The organism is Alteromonas sp. Mac1, assembly GCF_001562125.1.
Classification (GTDB): Bacteria; Pseudomonadota; Gammaproteobacteria; order Enterobacterales; family Alteromonadaceae; genus Alteromonas; species Alteromonas stellipolaris.
This window is the reverse complement of the sequence record NZ_CP013932.1, coordinates 1861794-1877676: the sequence shown is the minus strand read 5'-3', so window position 1 is coordinate 1877676 and position 15883 is coordinate 1861794. Positions and strand designations below refer to the sequence as shown.

General features: G+C 43.4%; 14 protein-coding genes. 7 read left to right on the top strand and 7 right to left on the bottom strand.

From position 1 onward, the window contains the following. Nucleotides 1-400: 400 nt before the first annotated feature. The 3 genes from AV939_RS07905 to AV939_RS07895 are packed head-to-tail and all read right to left on the bottom strand — an operon-like array spanning nt 401 to nt 4419. The gene (locus AV939_RS07905; protein ID WP_061997500.1) at nt 401-2428 is read right to left on the bottom strand and encodes a transglutaminase family protein; all 2028 of its coding nucleotides are present in this window, start codon (nt 2426-2428) and stop codon (nt 401-403) included. Next, nucleotides 2425-3504 (bottom strand): DUF58 domain-containing protein, encoded by a 1080-nt coding sequence (locus AV939_RS07900; RefSeq protein WP_061997499.1) that lies wholly within the window; start codon nt 3502-3504, stop codon nt 2425-2427. The genes AV939_RS07905 and AV939_RS07900 overlap by 4 nt, the downstream gene beginning before the upstream one ends. Before the next feature lie 3 nt (nt 3505-3507). Beyond that, the gene (locus tag AV939_RS07895; protein ID WP_061997498.1) at nt 3508-4419 is read right to left on the bottom strand and encodes an AAA family ATPase; all 912 of its coding nucleotides are present in this window, start codon (nt 4417-4419) and stop codon (nt 3508-3510) included. A 218-nt stretch (nt 4420-4637) separates the two neighbouring features. Here AV939_RS07895 and seqA point away from each other — a divergent pair, with 218 nt between their 5' ends. From seqA to AV939_RS07860, 7 genes are all read left to right on the top strand, one after another. After that, nucleotides 4638-5375, top strand: a complete 738-nt coding sequence (gene seqA, locus AV939_RS07890) for a replication initiation negative regulator SeqA (protein ID WP_061997497.1) — start codon at nt 4638-4640, stop codon at nt 5373-5375. 27 nt (nt 5376-5402) lie between these two features. Further along, nucleotides 5403-7055 (top strand): phosphoglucomutase (alpha-D-glucose-1,6-bisphosphate-dependent), encoded by a 1653-nt coding sequence (gene pgm / locus AV939_RS07885; protein WP_057792653.1) that lies wholly within the window; start codon nt 5403-5405, stop codon nt 7053-7055. A gap of 217 nt (nt 7056-7272) precedes the next feature. After that, nucleotides 7273-9750: a glycogen/starch/alpha-glucan phosphorylase gene (locus tag AV939_RS07880; protein WP_057792651.1), complete on the top strand. Its 2478-nt coding sequence runs from the start codon at nt 7273-7275 to the stop codon at nt 9748-9750. Between the two features lie 251 nt (nt 9751-10001). Next, nucleotides 10002-11303, top strand: a complete 1302-nt coding sequence (locus AV939_RS07875) for a putative bifunctional diguanylate cyclase/phosphodiesterase (protein WP_057792649.1) — start codon at nt 10002-10004, stop codon at nt 11301-11303. A gap of 91 nt (nt 11304-11394) precedes the next feature. After that, nucleotides 11395-12432, top strand: coding sequence for a succinylglutamate desuccinylase (gene astE, locus AV939_RS07870; RefSeq protein WP_057792647.1), 1038 nt, complete (start codon nt 11395-11397; stop codon nt 12430-12432). Continuing rightward, nucleotides 12425-12826: an HIT domain-containing protein gene (locus tag AV939_RS07865; protein ID WP_057792646.1), complete on the top strand. Its 402-nt coding sequence runs from the start codon at nt 12425-12427 to the stop codon at nt 12824-12826. The genes astE and AV939_RS07865 overlap by 8 nt, the downstream gene beginning before the upstream one ends. 144 nt (nt 12827-12970) lie before the next feature. Continuing rightward, the gene (locus AV939_RS07860) at nt 12971-13297 is read left to right on the top strand and encodes a heavy metal-binding domain-containing protein (RefSeq protein ID WP_013784663.1); all 327 of its coding nucleotides are present in this window, start codon (nt 12971-12973) and stop codon (nt 13295-13297) included. Between the two features lie 129 nt (nt 13298-13426). Here the strand turns inward: AV939_RS07860 and AV939_RS07855 are convergent, their stop codons facing one another. The 4 genes from AV939_RS07855 to AV939_RS07840 form a co-directional block, all read right to left on the bottom strand. After that, entirely contained in the window at nt 13427-13594 is a 168-nt protein-coding gene (locus AV939_RS07855; protein ID WP_082605049.1) for a DUF2897 family protein, read from the bottom strand. Between the two features lie 106 nt (nt 13595-13700). Further along, nucleotides 13701-14384, bottom strand: a complete 684-nt coding sequence (locus AV939_RS07850) for a M15 family metallopeptidase (protein WP_057792642.1) — start codon at nt 14382-14384, stop codon at nt 13701-13703. Beyond that, nucleotides 14381-15514 carry a succinyl-diaminopimelate desuccinylase gene (dapE, locus tag AV939_RS07845; protein ID WP_082746044.1) on the bottom strand — a complete coding sequence of 378 codons (1134 nt, stop codon included), beginning with the start codon at nt 15512-15514 and terminating at the stop codon, nt 14381-14383. The genes AV939_RS07850 and dapE overlap by 4 nt, the downstream gene beginning before the upstream one ends. Continuing rightward, a complete protein-coding gene (locus AV939_RS07840; protein ID WP_061997496.1) occupies nt 15508-15843 on the bottom strand; it encodes an ArsC family reductase in 336 nt (111 codons plus the stop codon). The genes dapE and AV939_RS07840 overlap by 7 nt, the downstream gene beginning before the upstream one ends. Nucleotides 15844-15883 lie beyond the last annotated feature (40 nt).

Genomic DNA, 15883 nt, shown 5'->3' with positions numbered 1-15883 from the left:
TTTGTAATTTATATTTAAAATAACGAGCCACATCACTGCTTTCATCGATAGAACAAACGAACAAAAAAAAACGTCCACACCATTCCCTGTTTCCAAAGAAGGTTGTGGACGTCTTTATCCAATTCGATAGATTGTGTTAGCCAGTTTACAAACCGACTCGTGCTATTAAATGATTAGCGAGAATAGTGCCAAAAAGGCGATTTTATTTAAAATTGCATAAAATCAATATCTTAATATTATTCAGTTAAGCTTATGTATTACTGAAATGATCAGCTTCAAACCACAATGGTGCAAGTAAAGTGCTAAGATGCACTGAATTGGTGGATATTAAACCAAAATGTACTTCCGCGTTTTTCACTGTTCACTATAGTGGACACTAAAGCGGAACAATTACACTGCGTTAATTAGCTTTTGTTCGCTTTAAGTCTTTTTGTAACGCAGCAAGTGTATCTGCCATAGTACGTTCTTTTTGCTTTTGGCCATCGCGACCTCCGTCTGTGGCACCTTGATACTGTGCATGTTCAAAATCTTGAGTAAGCGTGCCAAATAGCGACGCTGCATGTACTGGTAAAAAAGGTTTCACTTGTTTGAAGTAGGCAGTGCTTCCTTTATTCTTTCTCGCTATCTCAGTGAAATTCGACACCAACTCAACGGCGTTTAAATAAATGCGTTGATGTTTAGGCAGGGTCGACTTTCTTCTAACAGGGAAGAACAACACCAGCAAAAAAATACTCACTATTCCAAGTACGCTTAAAAAGAAGAGCGTCATTTTTTGAGAGGTTAAATCGCCAAGAAGCTTTTTTAATAAATCAGTTTGTGTTTGATTATCAAAACCCAGTACTAGTCTACTCCACTGATAATCCAGTTGGCGAAACCACCCTCTGATAGATAAAAATAGTTCAGCAGAACCTAAATCTTTAAACATGCCTTCATTGCGGGTTTCGTTAAAATCGGCTAACGCTTGTTCTAACCCAAAGGTAATGCGTGATGGTGCCACCATACTGGTAGGATCGTACGACACCCAAACGCCGTCTATTAACGCTTCTACCCAAGCGTGGGCATCATATTGGCGAACTTGTATTACGTTATCACTTAATAACTCACCACCTTGATAACCTGTCACCATACGAGCAGGAATACCCGCAACCCGAAGGGCAAATACCATGGCGCTGGCAAAGTGGGCACAAAATCCTGCCTTTGCTTCAAACATAAAGGTGTCTATAGGCGAGTTCGGCATAGCGTTAGGTTGTAGGGTGTAACTAAACCCACCGGTTTTAAAGTGACGTAAAATATCTTCGGCAATACTTTGCTCGCTTTTTGCATTTGCCGTTAGCTGCTTTACCCACGCTTGAGTACGTAGATTACTGTCTATTGGGTATTGAATATTAAGCTGATAATCAAAATCATATATCTCACTGACAAGTGGCGTATCTGGAAAGTAGCTTAAATAGAACGCTCGTTTACCTACAATTGGACGTGCTGCTCGTAGTGCATAATTAAACTGACGCCACATCTCAGGGTTGTCTAAATCTGTGTTTTCAGCCGACACATCAAGAGAATATAGCCAGCGCTGATTGCTTGGCTCTACAATCAACTGATAGTTTTCTGAGGGTGTTAGTGATCCATTAGGTGAGGGCGTCGCAAGACTTCGGCCCATGGTTTTAAGCTGTGCTTCAGCTTGTTTTCGTCTTGGGCTAATTGTCCACGTTTTACCATCAAAGGCTTCCATCGTCATGGCGCGCCAATATCGCTGTTCGGCCAAAGGCGGGCTTTGCTCAAAGGTTGCAGTGAAAGCTAAATCGGACGATCTCGCCAGTGAAGCAATATCTCCTGGCGTGACCGAGTCTGATAAACCCGTTTCATTCGATTTAGACGTCGGCATTTGCCATAAAGGTGGAAGCTGCGGCATAACTACAAATAACAGTGCAGCCAAAGGAAATGCTTGCAGCAGTATTATCGCCGATTTACGCATAGACACCCTAAAGCTTCTAGCGGGGGCGTATACCAATGATAATGCAGTAAACAAAAGAACAATTACCGCGACATAACCTACCCATGCTTCTATACCTAACGCAAAAATAAAACCGCAGCCCACAAGAAATATGCAGGAGCAGAAAAGCTGTAAAAAATCTTTTGTTCTTGAAAGCAGCATAAGCTTCAATGAGCAGGCGATGACTAAAAGATTAATCATGCTATTAAGTAAACCAATAGAAGAACCGAACCAACCTAGCGCTATTAAGGACAGTACCGCTAACAAATTTACGGTGCGGCTACTTGGGTTATATTCTTGCCACCTAAAATACAATGCGCTTTGCATAATAACCGCGCATATGGCGAGCAATACCACCCAAGTTAGTAATGGGGTAAGAAGGCTAAGCGTTAATACCATAAAGCAGGTGGCTAGCAGCATATTTGCTTTATTGTTCATTTGCTAAAGCCTTTCGAGACGCTATTATCTGCGACTTGGGCTGCCAATGTGGCCGAGGGCGCGGCAGCTGGAGTGGCAGAAGCATGGCTGACCGTAAAAGGTGTGTTGGGGTAAGTCGCCAGTGCACTTAAGCATTGATGCATGTGTGCAATAGAATTATTGGGCGTAAAAGTTGTACTACCTAGTTTTAAACCATAGTGCACACCTTGCGATTGCATCGACACTATTTTTTGGGTTAATGCACTTAATCCTTCTTCTAGTGGAATGTTAGTCGGTAAGCTCAAATACACGTCATCACTTCTTTGTTCACTAAACTGCTTTACCACCCAGTTTCCCGTTTTAGCGACCTGTTTCCACGCTACCCGGTTTAATGGTTCGCCTTCAATGAAATCGGTAAGGGCAAAAAAGTCCTCATTACCTTGTCGCTCATCTTCTTTGCTTCCAGCAGTGTCTTGCGTGTGGTGAACCACTTCACCAAGTTTCCCAGCTTTAGGCTCTGGATATGCCATAACCTTTACGTCGAAATCTAGGTGAGTCCAGCAATTATATAACCCGAAGGGGTAGGCACTTTTTAGCGTTATACGGGGTAGTTTGTGCTCACCTCTAGTATGAAGTAACAACGGAATAGTCAGTCGTTGTTCTTGATTACCAATATCAAAGATTATTGAGGTTGTATCTTTGAGCTTCGGGAATTGAAGCCACTGGATCTGCAATAAACCTTCAGGTTTGGTTTGGTAGTTGGAGTGCTTAACCCGATCGAGAGTAAGGTGTGCTGACGTATTGGCAAAAACGGATTTTGGAGGCGACACGCTAAGGGCAATAGCCGCAAAATTTTGATAGCTGTAAAACAACGTCAGTAACATTACGCTAAGTAACAAATAGCTTAATAACAACATGAGGTTATTTTGATAGTTAGTGCCTAATAGAAACAAGCACATACACATCACGATAAATCCCCAGCCAAAACGGCTTGGTAAAATAAACACCGAACGCATATTCAGTGCATGTGAAGGATTAGGCGGAATACGTTTATCTAGCCAAGCAAGCCAAGGCTTGTGTAATACCTTTTTAAACATGGATTAAGCCGCCAGCGGATCGATACTATCCAACAAGTGCTGACTTAATGACGGGCCCGTATGTTCATGGGTATTTGCACTAAGCCTATGCTCTGTAACGGCAATGAAAATAGCTTGCACATCATCTGGAGTAACAAAGACTCTATCGTGCATATAAGCCCAAGCTTTGGCTGCCTGCAACAAAGCTCGGCTAGCCCGTGGTGATAATGGGGTAGGGTAGCGCCCTTGTAGGCGACTCTCTGTCACTAATCGCAATATATAATTAATCACATCATCGCTAACGTGCACATGGGTAACCGCATCTTGCATCGTGATCAAATCTGTCTGCGATAAACATGACACTGTCTGCTGCTGAACGTCGGTTGATTGCTGCAGCATGGCTTTTTCGGCTTCCCAATTAGGAAAGCCTAGTGATATACGCATAAAAAAGCGGTCTAGTTGTGATTCAGGCAGCGGATAGGTGCCAGATTGATAACCCGGGTTTTGAGTGCCAATAACAAAGAAGGGCGAAGGTAGCGCGTGGGTGGTGCCATCAATACTCACTTGGCGTTCTTCCATCGCCTCTAACAAGGCGCTTTGTGTTTTAGGGCTTGCTCGGTTTAGCTCATCGGCAAGAACAACTTGGCTAAATATGGGGCCGTGCCTAAATTGAAATTCACCATTGTGACTTTGATAAACATTCACGCCAAGCATGTCTGATGGGAGTAAGTCTGACGTAAATTGAATACGCGAATATTGAAGTCCAAATACATGGGAAAGTGCGTGGGAAAGTGTGGTTTTACCCATGCCTGGTAAATCTTCAATAAGGAGATGACCATGAGCTAGTAAACACGTCACCGCGAGTTTTAGCTGTTCAGATTTGCCAATAATCTTCTGACTTAGCGCGTCATGCACTAATTGAATCTCTTTTCGCATGATAAAACGTTACCTTTTAAACCCCTTATATATTGATAGTAGCAACTAAAGTACTGAAATAGCAGTTGGTTCCCATACAAAGGTATGGGCATGGTTATTTAACACCTTAAAAGCATCATTTTAATGTTGGTTTTAACGAATTTAGGGCTAGGTTAGAAATAGTGCTGCGCTGTGCGTATCGGTTGTCTATAATGGGGCATCTTGTTAAGGAAGTAGTTATGAAAAGCATTGAAATAGATGATGATTTGTATGCCTTTATCGCCAGCCAAACAAAACATATAGGCGAAAGCGCATCAGAAATTTTACGTAGGCTTTTATTGCCTGAAGATGGTGAAATAAAGGGTGCAAGCAATGCCTCCCAACCTGATGAGTCAGTACAAACGACGCCAGCACCGGTTGCTACTGCCACTACTGCTGCCGCTTCGGCGCAAAAAGCAGAAGCGAAACCCGCCACTAAACCGGTGACTAAAGCGGCACCTAAAACAACGGCTGCCAAAGCGGCAGTGACGAAATCAGCTGCTGCAAAATCAACACCCCCTGCCAAAGCGCCTGTTAAGAAAGACGTGGCCGCGCCAGTGGTGACTGAAATAGAAAATCACAATAAAGATGATATTGTGGGTATGGTATCTAAAGATGCGTTATCGACATTTACCAAACGTGTTGACCAGTTCTTATTTATTTTAAGTGCTGCGCATAAGTTAAATAGCGATACCTTTGAAAATGTTAAATCGATTATTGGTAAAAATCGTACCTATTTTGCTACAAGCAAAGAGGCGTTGTTAGAAAATGGCAGCAGTACTAATCCGAAAGCCATTCCAGATAGCCCATTTTGGGTAGTCACCAACAACAATACCGCGAAGAAAGTAAACATGCTGGAACAAGTTTTGCGTACATTAGGGTATGAGCCCGATGTCGTCGAAACGGTAGTAAGTCGATTCGCCCCAGAGGGCAAATAAACGCTTAACTTAAAATAAGGACTTTTCATGGCTTTACATCCGCAGGCTGGTAAGCCAGCTGCACCTGAACAACTGATTAATGTGGCACAACTTGTTAGCCAATATTACAGCTACAAACCAGACGCCGCTGCCCCTACTGAAGCAGTAAGTTTTGGTACTTCAGGGCACAGAGGATCGGCGTCAAATTATACTTTTACCGATACCCATATTAGTGCAATCTGCCAAGCACTGGTTGAATATCGTGAAGCAGAAGATATTACCGGCCCGCTATTTATAGGTAAAGATACCCATGCATTGTCTGAACCTGCCATGATCACCGCCATTGAAGTGCTCAGTGCCAACGGTGTTGATGTGGTTATTCAGCGAAGCGACAACGAAAGTTTGGGCTATACCCCCACGCCGGTAATTTCCCGCACTATTATTCGTTATAACCGTGAAAGCGCGGCGGCTAAGTCTGACGGGGTAGTAATAACCCCATCACATAACCCACCTGAAGATGGAGGCTTTAAATACAACCCTCCTCATGGCGGCCCGGCAGATAGCGACGTTACTACGAAAATTCAAAACCGAGCGAATGAGCTTATTGCCGAAGGTAATAAAGACGTTAAACGCATCGATATTCGTTCGGTAAGAGCCAAAAATTTAGTTCGCGAAGAAGATTTCATGGAACCTTACATTGATGACCTAGCTCAGGTTATCGATATGCAGGCTATTGCTAACGCTGGCTTGAAACTAGGTACCGATCCTCTTGGCGGTGCAGGTATTGGCTATTGGTCACGTATTGCTGAAAAGTACGGATTGGACATTACGGTGGTAAACCCTGCTGTCGACCCTCAATTTGGATTCATGCGTCGCGATAAAGACGGCAAACTACGCATGGACTGTTCAAGTGCTTTCGCCATGGCGGGATTAATTGAATTAAAAGATGATTTCGACCTAGCATGGGGCAACGACCCAGATTTCGATCGCCACGGTATTGTGTGTAAGAGCGCAGGTTTAATGAACCCTAATCACTATCTTGCGGTGGCAATTCAATACTTATATACCCACAGACCACAATGGCCAGCGTCACTTAAAATCGGTAAAACACTGGTTTCAAGCAGCATGATTGACCGCGTGGCGAATAGCTTAAACAAACCGCTTGCTGAAATGCCAGTAGGTTTTAAGTGGTTCGTAGAGGGGTTGTCTAATAGTGAAATTGGTTTTGCCGGTGAAGAAAGTGCCGGTGGTATTTTCTTACAACGTGATGGCGAAACCTGGGCTACTGATAAAGACGGCTTTATTTTGTGTTTGTTAGCTGCTGAAATTCTTGCGGTTACTAAGAAAGATCCAGGTGAACACTATCAGGCATTAACTGAGCAATTTTCATCGCCGGTTTATAACCGCGTAGATGTGGCTGCTACCTTAGAGCAAAAGCAGAAGCTATCGGCTATGGATGCTTCGGTAGTCACCAGCGATACATTAGCTGGAGAACCCATTACCGCCGTACAAACCCACGCGCCTGGAAACAATGCCGCTATTGGTGGGGTAAAGGTTTCGACTGAAAATGGTTGGTTTGCAGCACGCCCTTCTGGAACAGAGCAAATCTACAAAATTTATGCAGAAAGCTTTAAAGGTGAAACTCACTTACAAGAATTGATTAAAGAAGCGGAAGCGCTAGTAGGGAAAATCATCAAGTAAGATTAAAAAATAATCAGCCAAAGCTGGTCATTGTTACTAAAAAGTTAAATTCCGGATGATTGCATACGTTTTCATCCGGTTTTTTGTTATTTTAACAAAATTATCACAACATAATCGTTTAAGCACTGCTATATTGCTCTCATATCGTTGATTTTTTCTGTAATTAAATTACACATTGAGTGTGCCTTTGCACACATCAACCAGAGTGAGACGCAAAATGAACGCAAAAGCTGCCAAAACGCAACCCTCTTCACCGCTAGACAAGGCAGAATTTAAAGCTGCTATTGTTAAGCACCTTCACTGTACGCTAGGTACGGATGAAAATAAGGCTAACAACCACGCATGGTGGAAAGCCACCTGTGCAGCCATTCAGGCTCAGGTACTTGAAGGCCTTCGCAAAACCCAAAAAAGTCACTACTTCAATGATACTCGTGCAGTACATTATTTTTCTGCCGAATTCTTAATGGGCAGATTGTTGTCGAACAACCTTCAAAACTTAGGTTTGTTTGATGTGGCTAGTGGCGCGTTAAAAGAACTTGGTGTTGAAATTACCGACATCATGGAAGAAGAGCCAGACATGGCACTCGGTAACGGCGGGCTAGGCCGCTTAGCAGCGTGCTTTATCGACTCACTTGCCACTATGGAATTGCCTGCAATTGGTTATGGTATTCATTATGAGCATGGTCTTTTCCGTCAAGAAATTAAGAGTGGCGCGCAAATAGAACGCCCAGATAGCTGGCGCGATTACGGTAACCCGTGGGAAATTTGCCGCCCAGAGTCAATTCAAGAAGTGCCATTATTTGGTTATGTTGAAACCAAATACGGCGAAAGCGGCCGTATCCAAAAAGAATGGCACCCTGGCTCAATTGTAAAAGGGATCCCTTGGGATATTCCTGTTGTTGGCTATGAAGGTAAAACCGTAAACGTATTGCGTTTGTGGCAGTCAGATTCATCTGATTATTTTAACTGGGATGTATTTAACGCTGGTGGTTATGTAGATGCGCAGCGTGAAAACGTACAAGCAGAAACCATTTCAAAAGTACTTTATCCGAACGACGAAACTGAAGCGGGTAAAGAGCTTCGTTTAATTCAGCAATACTTCTTCTGCTCGTGTTCACTAAAAGACATCATTCGTCGTTACAAGCGTGCCCACGGTGATGACTGGAGCCGTTTTGCTGATCAGGTTGTTATTCAATTAAATGACACACACCCAGCCATCGCTATTCCTGAACTTATGCGTATTTTAGTAGACCGCGCTGAATTAGATTGGGATCAAGCATGGGGTATCAGCACCAAAGTGTTTGCTTACACTAACCACACATTATTACCTGAAGCCCTAGAAAAATGGCCCGCACGTATGATTGAAAAAATCCTACCGCGCCATTTGGAAATCATCTATGAAATTAACCATAGATTCATGGCTGAAGTCGATAAAAAATGGCCAAGCGATAACCGCATTAAAGCGAAGCTTTCTATTATAGAAGAAGGTAACGAGAAGATGGTACGTATGGGCCATTTATCGGTAATTGGTTCTTTCGCGGTTAACGGCGTAGCTGAAATGCACTCTCGCCTTGTGAAGTCTGATTTGTTCCCAGAGTTCGATGCATTGTGGCCAGGCAAATTAACTAATGTTACGAATGGTATTACGCCACGTCGTTGGTTGAAGGCATGTAATCCGGAACTTTCTAAGCTGATTGATAAGAAAATTGGCTCAGATTGGCCGAAAGACTTATACAAACTAGAAGCGCTAGAAAAGTACGCCGATAACAAGGCATTCCAAAAGCAATTCATGCAAGTGAAGCTAAACAACAAGCAACTACTTGCTGACGAAATTCGCGAGTCGTTAGACATTGAAGTAGACGTTAATGCTATTTTTGATGTGCAAATTAAACGCCTTCACGAATACAAGCGTCAGCACTTGAACTTGCTTCATATTATGGCCTTGTATCGTCGACTGCTTGAAAACCCTGATTACGATATGGTGCCTCGCGTATTCATTTTCGGAGCGAAAGCTGCACCGGGTTACAAGTTAGCGAAAGATATTATCTATGCCATCAACAAAGTGGCAGATAAAATCAATAACGATCCACGCGTAAACAACAAGATTAAAGTGGTGTTCTTGCCGAACTACCGCGTGTCTCTTGCTGAGAAAATGATCCCAGCTTCAGATGTGTCTGAGCAAATCAGTACTGCAGGTAAAGAAGCGTCAGGTACCGGTAACATGAAGTTGGCACTGAACGGCGCAATAACCGTTGGTACCCTTGATGGGGCAAACGTAGAAATTGCTGAAGAAGTAGGCGACGACAATATCTTTATCTTCGGACTAACCGTTGAAGAGGTTCATGAACTGAAAGAGAAAGGCTACAAGCCTTATGATTACTACTACCGCGACCCTGAAATTAAAGCGGTACTAGATTGGCTTGAAACCGATTATTTCACCCCGGGCAAACCAGGTGCTTTAGTATCTATTAAGCAAAGCTTGCTAGATCATGGCGACCAATACATGGTGCTTGCTGACTTCCGCAGTTATTGTGATGCACAAATTGCTATTGATGAGGCGTACCGCGACAAAGCGCGCTGGGCTAAAATGGCAATTATCAATACCGCTAAAATGGGTAAGTTTACCTCAGACCGTTCAATTAAAGATTATGTAGAACGTATTTGGAAACTTTCACCGTGTAAAATTGAAAACTAGTCTCAACTAGTCTCAAAAAAAGCCCGGAAATGCTAAGCTTTCCGGGCTTTTTGTTGTGATATATTTATCCGCTTAAGCCAAAAATAAATTAAAAATCAATAAGTAGCCGAGTCAAAAGAAAAAAGGTCTGCAATCTATAATTAGGTGTCGATTTACATACTTATAGCCCGTTGCGCTTAGTGGTAAGTCGTGTTGAACTACTGCTTGCTTATTTTAAGCACCTAGCCGCCGTTTAGTGCAAGGAAACCGTCATGAGCCAACATCATAATTCGCTGGCTACACTTCCTAATCGATTTGCGTTTATCGACACAGTTTCGAAGTGTGGTGTATTGCATCCATCATTATCACTAATGTTAGTGGATGTAGTCCGTTTTTCAGATGTAACCACCAGCTTAGGTATCAATATTGGTGACAGGTTTCTACTAGAGATTGCTAACCGCATTCAATCTCTATTTGGAGGCGATATCCGCCTTGGCAGAATTAGTGGTGATGTATTTGGTATCGCATTTCCCGGCATGCGAAGTGCCAGTCAAATGCGAGATATGTTCGAACGACTCATAGAACACTTCAAAACACCCATGCATCATGATGATCATGCATTCATTGCAGATTTCAATGTGGGTGTGGTGACATCAGATAGTCAAGCCTTTGAAATTACGGCTTTTGTGTCTCGTGGTGAAGCCGCATTAAAGCAAGCAAAAGAAAATAAGTACGAAAACTTTTGCCTTTATAATATGCAAGACAAAACAGACACAGGTCGTAGCCTTGCATTAAAAGCTGATTTGAAGCGCGCCTTATCGCAAAATGAATTAGAGCTTTATTATCAGCCTAAAGTTAACCTGCAAACCCTTGAAGTTATAGGTGCTGAGTGCTTACTTCGCTGGAATCACCCGTTAGACGGCGTGTTATTTCCTGGCCCGCTTATTGAAGCGGCAGAATCATATAACATGATGAATGAGCTGGGCTATTGGACGTTAGAGCAAGCGTTTAGAAGTTTAGTTGATTTTGATTTTCACCGACTATCGCTAACCTTATCCGTTAATATATCGCCCACTCAGTTGTATGATAATCATCTTATACCCTCATTGAAGATGCTAAGTAAGTCTTACGCCATGCCGCTTACTCGCATAGAGTTAGAGCTGACCGAAGATGTAGCCTTGTCTAATTCTCTTATGGTGAAAAAACAACTTGATGAGCTTCGCGCTCTAGGCGTTGCAATTTCGGTGGATGACTTTGGTAAAGGTTACTCTAACCTCGCTTATATCCGAGATCTTGATTTAAGCGCCCTTAAAATAGATAAAACTTTTGTTATAGAATTAGCTAAACATCCTGTTAATCGCGCTATTATCGAAGCTGCCAAAATCATCGGTAATGCAAAGAACTGCGATGTAATTGCCGAAGGCGTAGAAACTATCGCCCAACTGCACATACTTCGAGAAGTGGGTGTAACCATAGGGCAGGGGTACTTGTTTTCAAAAGCCATTCCGCTAAATGACTTTATTACTCTAGCGCAGCAAGAAATTATTGTCGGTAACTCTCCTTTACGTGCGTAAGTAAAATACCCCCTGTTTGCAAGTGGCATTACGTGCATTCGCTTGGCTGAATCGCTAAACTAGTGCTATTCGAGCTACTTCTGGTTTATGTATGCAACAACTTATCGAACAAGGAAATTTTCTTTCTTTGTCTAGAACTCAACCTGAGTTATTTACCTCTTCAATTCAATTTACGTTAGACAATGGTACTGACGTTGCTATTACCGCCCCGGGTATTATCGCCTTCACGCCAACGCCGAAAGCGTCTGTCAATAAGCATGTTGTGTTATCAAGTGGGGTTCATGGAAATGAAACTGCCCCTATCGAAATATGCGACGAGCTGGTACAGCATATTCTTACCGGTAAAATAACGCTTAGTCATCGGGTGCTTTTCCTGTTTGGTAACTTACCCGCCATGGATATTGCCGAAAGGTTTGTAGAAGAAAACATGAACCGGTTGTTTAATGGCGAGCATTCGAAAGGAGAAGGGTGCAACAACAGCGAGCGCAAACGCGCTAAAGCGTTAGAAGACGCGATAACGGATTTCTTCGCTGTTGTACGTCCTGATGATGAGAAATATCACTATGACTTACATACGGCTATTCGAGAGTCTAAAAATGAAAAGTTTGCGGTGTACCCGTATTTACATGGCAAAGCACACAGTAAAAGCCAGCTTGGATTTTTAGCCGCGTGCGGTATTCAAACTATCTTGCTATCTGAGTCAGCGACCACAACGTTTAGCTACTCTTCTTCTGTGCAGCATCAAGCGCATGCCTTTACCGTTGAATTGGGTAAAGTGCAGCCATTTGGTCAAAACGACATGAGCCGTTTTGAAGCAGCAAAACAATCCATTACCGCACTTATTTGTGACGATGACTTTAGGCCTGACGTAGATATCGATTCGCTAGATATTTATCGGGTGAACCAAGTTATCAATCGCCATCAAGACGATTTTACATTGCATTTCGATGACGATACGCCTAATTTTACCGATTATGCTAAAGGTACGGTATTGGCTACTGAAACCGGCGCTACCTACACTGCACAGCAAGACGGAGAAGCCATAGTGTTTCCCAATGCGAATGTGGCAATAGGGCAGCGCGCTTTATTAACGGTTGTACCTACAAAGCTGGAGAAACTCAGTGTTTAAATTAGATGCAAGACTAGAGGCTGATACGTTCTTCGTTCACGATTTACCCTTATGCCGCGTATTACTGATGAATGACAGCCAGTTTCCATGGTTAATATTAGTGCCTCGTGTAGACGGGGTAACTGAAATCATTGAATTGACTGACGCGCAGCAACAACAATATCTAAGTGAATCGGCACAGGTGAGCCGTTTGCTACAATCGAAATTTTCACCAGATAAATTAAACGTAGCAGCACTTGGTAATGTGGTTAGTCAGTTGCACATTCACCATGTAGCACGGTATAAAAGTGATATCGCATGGCCAAAGCCAATTTGGGGCGCACAAGCCGTTGTGGCTTACCCTGAAGATAAAGGGGCTGAATTGGTAGATGAGCTGAAACAGGCATTGTCTTGATAGGCTAGGGTAACCGTGTGCTAGATTAATTGTGTACTAGGCGACTAGCACTGTCGTGAATAGCACTTCAGCGAATAACTTAGGGTCTACTATAAGACCAAAATATAAACTCAATTTTCATAACAACTCAGCAAGGAGCAACCCATGATAATTTCAACTACGCCTACTTTGGAAGGCCAAAAAATTGAAGCCTACTATGGCATTGTGGTCGGCGAAGCCGTAATGGGCGCTAACATAGTCAAAGATTTATTTGCCTCTATTCGTGACATTGTAGGTGGCCGTTCTGGTTCATATGAAGAAGAGTTAACGCGGGCAAGAAAACTAGCGTTTACTGAGCTTGAACATGAGGCACGTAGCATGGGTGCTAACGCGGTCGTGGGAATAGATCTTGATTACCAAGTTATTGGTGACAAAGGCAGTATGTTGATGGTGAGTATTAGCGGTACTGCAGTAAAAACGTCGCCGCTATAAAGTAGCCGATAGGCTAAAACGAATTTAAGGTCTGATTCGTTTTAGCCCAGATCCGAGTTCAAGCCCAGCCCCGTTCAATCTCAAAATACGCAGATTGAATATGGATACCCTTTCAGCAGGGCGACTGTTTTACCAGTCGTCCTCTTCATCTTCAAACCCATTCTTCTTTTGCTTATCGTCGTTCTTTTTAAGCGGCGTTGGGAATTTAAATTTAGCACTGTATTTTAACAGCGTAATATTGCCAACGACCACGCCCAATACAATAACGATAATAATGACGACCCAAAGCGTATTCATCCCTGTCTCCATGAGTTATTCTTTCTTAAGCTTCTATATGCACTTCTACATACTTTGACGTGCATACAGCTCTGTATGAGCCTCATGTATACAATAATGTATGAGCTTATCGCTCCCACGCCGTACCTTGATTTAACACGTAGCGAAAGTAAATTTCATCAATGTGCTCAAGCACAACGGCTTTACCTTCAATGCTGCTGCATTCAATAGCACCAGTCAGTGCTGTCAGCGAAAGCGCCTGTTCAAATTCAGTGGCAACCCCCTTATGGCTCAGGTGCCAAAGCTCACACGCAACGCCTCCTTTATCTTCACTAAACGGGCGAAAGAAACCAAAAGTGCGCATGTTCGCTTCAAGCCATTTAGCCAGAGCAAAGCAAGGCCCGCCTTCACGGTATTCACTGTCAACCAATGAAAACTTACCGTCCCATTGTTCAACCGCGTGCTTGTCATACACATCAAAGTCACTCCCCCAATGATGTCGACTACCGCCAGGCAACGCTGACCACATCAGAATTGCATGTAGTTTTTCTACGTCCGATAGTGTATTTGGGTTTAATGCGGTACCTTTGCCATCTAACAGCGCCGCTTCGCCGCACCATTTTCTATTCCAAATAGCGCACTGTTTATCAAACTGACGAAAGCTACTCACTAAGCACAAATCTATACCATCGTGGCGGGCAGCTTGTTGCATATTAACAAAGGCGGGTAGCACGTTAGCATGCAGGAAATGTCCATTTCCTGCATCAACAAGGTGAGGATTATCTTGCCCTAACCAGATAGCGGGGTTCATGCGAGTAGATTAACCAAAATACCGTAGTACATGTCGCTTAAAGACTCTAAGTCACTCATTTTTACGCATTCATCTATTTTATGTATGGTGGCGTTTACTGGCCCAAGTTCAATAACTTGGGCTCCTGTTGGTGCGATAAAGCGCCCATCAGATGTGCCGCCCGCGGTAGATAAAATAGTAGGCTTACCACGTACATCGGCAATCGCTTTTTCAGTGGCAGTCAGCAGGGGGCCTGAATCGGTTAAAAAAGGTTGTCCGTTAAACGTCCACTTTATATCGTAGTCAAGTTCGTGTTTATCCAAGATGGTCGTAACACGCTTAATTAGCTCTTGATCTGTTACTTCGGTTGAAAACCGGAAGTTAAAGCACACTTGAAGTTCGCCAGGGATTACATTACCTGCGCCAGTGCCGCCATTTATGTTTGAAATTTGAAAGCTGGTGGGCGGGAAAAACTCGTTGCCGTTGTCCCAATGAGACTGTGCCAATTCAGTTAATGCAGGTGTGGCACAGTGAACCGGGTTTTTAGCTAAATGTGGGTAGGCAACATGGCCTTGAATACCTTTAACAGTGAGATCGCCAGTTAATGATCCACGGCGGCCATTTTTGACAATATCGCCCACTTCATCCGTAGAAGATGGCTCGCCCACTAAGCACCAAGTAATTTTTTCGTTTCGCGCTTCAAGAGTATCAATGACACGAGTAGTACCGTTAATAAACGGGCCTTCTTCGTCGCTGGTAATAAGATACGCGATACTACCTTTATGATCAGGGTAGTCGGCCACGAATTGACGCGTTGCCACTAACATTGCCGCTAAGCTACCCTTCATATCGGCAGCACCACGGCCATGTAAATACCCGTCTACTTCAGTAGCCGTAAAAGGCGGAGTTTTCCATGCGCTTTCTGGGCCACTAGGCACCACGTCGGTGTGACCAGCAAAGCAAAAAACTGGACCTTCGCTGCCACGGCGAGACCAAAGGTTGGTGGTATCGTCAAATACCATGGTTTCATTGTTAAACCCTAAGGCACCTAAGAAGTCTTTCATGGCTTCTTGGCAGCCCTCATCCTCGGGGGTAACCGAACGCCTATTCATTAGGTTCTTAGCAATGTCTATTACGTTATCGTTTAACAAAATATTTCCTCATACTGCGCAGGTTTAAAGCCAATGTGAAACGTGCCGTTATGATTTAATATAGGGCGCTTCACCATCGCAGGGTGTTCCAATAACAAAGCTAACGCTTTTTCGCGGGTGATATCTGTTTTATCACTGTCATCAAGTTGGCGAAAGGTAGTACCACGTTTGTTCAACATCACTTCATAGCCAAGTTTGGCTTCAGCGTCGGCAAGAAATTCAGTGTCTATGCCGTCTTTTCTATAGTCGTGAAAAGTAAATTCGATGTTGTTCTCAGCTAACCATTTCTTGGCTTTTTTAATCGTGTCGCAATTTGCGATGCCATACATTGTTGTACTCAAAAGGATACTCCGTTACAGCGTGAAGTTA

Coding starts and splice junctions, on each gene's coding strand:
- AV939_RS07905 (WP_061997500.1), bottom strand. CDS start 2,428: ATGAACAATAAAGCAAATATGCTGCTAGCCACCTGCTTTATGGTATTA.
- AV939_RS07900 (WP_061997499.1), bottom strand. CDS start 3,504: ATGTTTAAAAAGGTATTACACAAGCCTTGGCTTGCTTGGCTAGATAAA.
- AV939_RS07895 (WP_061997498.1), bottom strand. CDS start 4,419: ATGCGAAAAGAGATTCAATTAGTGCATGACGCGCTAAGTCAGAAGATT.
- seqA (WP_061997497.1), top strand. CDS start 4,638: ATGAAAAGCATTGAAATAGATGATGATTTGTATGCCTTTATCGCCAGC.
- pgm (WP_057792653.1), top strand. CDS start 5,403: ATGGCTTTACATCCGCAGGCTGGTAAGCCAGCTGCACCTGAACAACTG.
- AV939_RS07880 (WP_057792651.1), top strand. CDS start 7,273: ATGAACGCAAAAGCTGCCAAAACGCAACCCTCTTCACCGCTAGACAAG.
- AV939_RS07875 (WP_057792649.1), top strand. CDS start 10,002: ATGAGCCAACATCATAATTCGCTGGCTACACTTCCTAATCGATTTGCG.
- astE (WP_057792647.1), top strand. CDS start 11,395: ATGCAACAACTTATCGAACAAGGAAATTTTCTTTCTTTGTCTAGAACT.
- AV939_RS07860 (WP_013784663.1), top strand. CDS start 12,971: ATGATAATTTCAACTACGCCTACTTTGGAAGGCCAAAAAATTGAAGCC.
- AV939_RS07855 (WP_082605049.1), bottom strand. CDS start 13,594: ATGAATACGCTTTGGGTCGTCATTATTATCGTTATTGTATTGGGCGTG.
- AV939_RS07850 (WP_057792642.1), bottom strand. CDS start 14,384: ATGAACCCCGCTATCTGGTTAGGGCAAGATAATCCTCACCTTGTTGAT.
- AV939_RS07840 (WP_061997496.1), bottom strand. CDS start 15,843: ATGTATGGCATCGCAAATTGCGACACGATTAAAAAAGCCAAGAAATGG.